Genomic DNA, 1,363 nt, shown 5'->3' with positions numbered 1-1,363 from the left:
AAACGACAGCTTTGTAGTAGTTGCAACTGGAGAATCAAACGTAGAGATAAACGAAACAAACAGAGTCTACTTTGCAAAAAAACTGTACGAAGTTGCCTTAGAGCTTGCAAAAATGATAGTAAAAGATGGAGAAGGTGCTACAAAACTTATAGAAATAAATGTTTTTCAAGCATCTTCAAAAGAAGAAGCCAAGAAAGTAGGACAAGCAATTGCAACATCAAACTTATTTAAAACAGCAATGTTTGGAAACGACCCAAACTGGGGAAGAATACTTTCAGCGGTAGGACAACTTCACCTTGACATTGATTTTTCAAAAGTAAAGTTGTATTTAGGAGACTTTTTACTTTATGATGGTGAACCTCTAAATTTTGATAGAAAATCTGCCGTAGAATATTTAAAAAACAACCAAGAAGTAGTTATAAACCTTTATTTAAAAAGAGGAGAAGAAGAGTGGACCTTTTATACCTGTGATTTAGGATACAAGTATGTAGAGATAAATGCGGAATATACCACCTAAACTCTTCTAAACTCCTTTTTTGAATAGTTACATACTGGACATTTCCATTTATCCGGAAGGTCTATAAACTCGACTCCAGGAGATATGTTGTTTATTTCATCTCCTTTTAAGGGGTCGTAAATGTAGCCACAAACTCTGCACCTGTATTTTAAATTACTTTCCTTCTTGACCAGCACTTTCATCTTCCAACCTCTCAGCCAAGTATTCTGCCAAATGCATAACTTTTACATTTTTATAATCTCCATGTTTATACATTCCATCAGCAAGATTTAAAACACATCCGGGACAATCACTTAAAACATAGGTTGCTTCTGTCTTTTTTAGGTCTTCTATTTTTCTTTTTTGAAGTTCAGATGCAACTTCGTAATTCGCAACGGAGAAGTAACCGGCAAATCCACAACACATCATCGCTTCTTCACCTTCAACGTATCTTGTATCTTTTACATTTTTCAACACGTTTCTAAAAACATTAGGGTCAGTTTTCATCGCTGTGTAAGAGTGACAAGGAAAATGGAAAGTCACTTTTTCTCCTTTTCCTCTGAAAGTAAAGAAACCTTCTTCTTCCAATATTTCCGCAAAATCTTTAACCGGATATTTATACTCTTCTTTTAAAGCTCCTCCACAAGTAGGACATGCAACTACGATATAATCAAATTTGTATCTGTCTATTTCTTCTTTATTGTGTTTCATTAATTTATTGAAAGCGTCTATCTCTCCACTGTAAAGGTGTGGTGCTCCACAACATCTTATATCCTTTGGAACTACAACATCGTATCCGGCTTTTTCCATAAGTTTTAGTACACTTTCTCCAACTTTTCCTTGAAATGCATCTATCATACACCCTGT

At 34.8% G+C, this 1,363-nt stretch carries 3 protein-coding genes; 1 reads left to right on the top strand and 2 read right to left on the bottom strand.

Annotated features, from left to right (window positions below; translation table 11 throughout):
* A partial coding sequence (locus NE054_RS08215) for a bifunctional ornithine acetyltransferase/N-acetylglutamate synthase (protein WP_297890492.1) occupies window positions 1–517 on the top strand: 517 nt, incomplete at its 5' end.
* On the opposite strand, the gene NE054_RS08210 is transcribed toward NE054_RS08215, so the two are convergent.
* Together NE054_RS08210 and NE054_RS08205 are read right to left on the bottom strand one after the other, a co-directional pair.
* On the bottom strand, window positions 514–699 hold the full coding sequence (locus NE054_RS08210; RefSeq protein WP_297890490.1) for a rubredoxin: 186 nt from the start codon (window positions 697–699) through the stop codon (window positions 514–516). The two genes, NE054_RS08215 and NE054_RS08210, sit on opposite strands and share 4 nt — an antisense overlap.
* Window positions 671–1,363, bottom strand: a 693-nt coding sequence (locus NE054_RS08205; RefSeq protein ID WP_297890487.1) for a (Fe-S)-binding protein, incomplete at its 5' end; no start/stop codon positions are given. The genes NE054_RS08205 and NE054_RS08210, both read right to left, overlap by 29 nt.

This window comes from Sulfurihydrogenibium sp. (assembly GCF_027448985.1).
GTDB lineage: Bacteria > Aquificota > Aquificia > Aquificales > Hydrogenothermaceae > Sulfurihydrogenibium.
The sequence above is the reverse complement of the archived record's forward strand: the minus strand, read 5'-3'. Positions and strand labels throughout refer to the sequence as shown.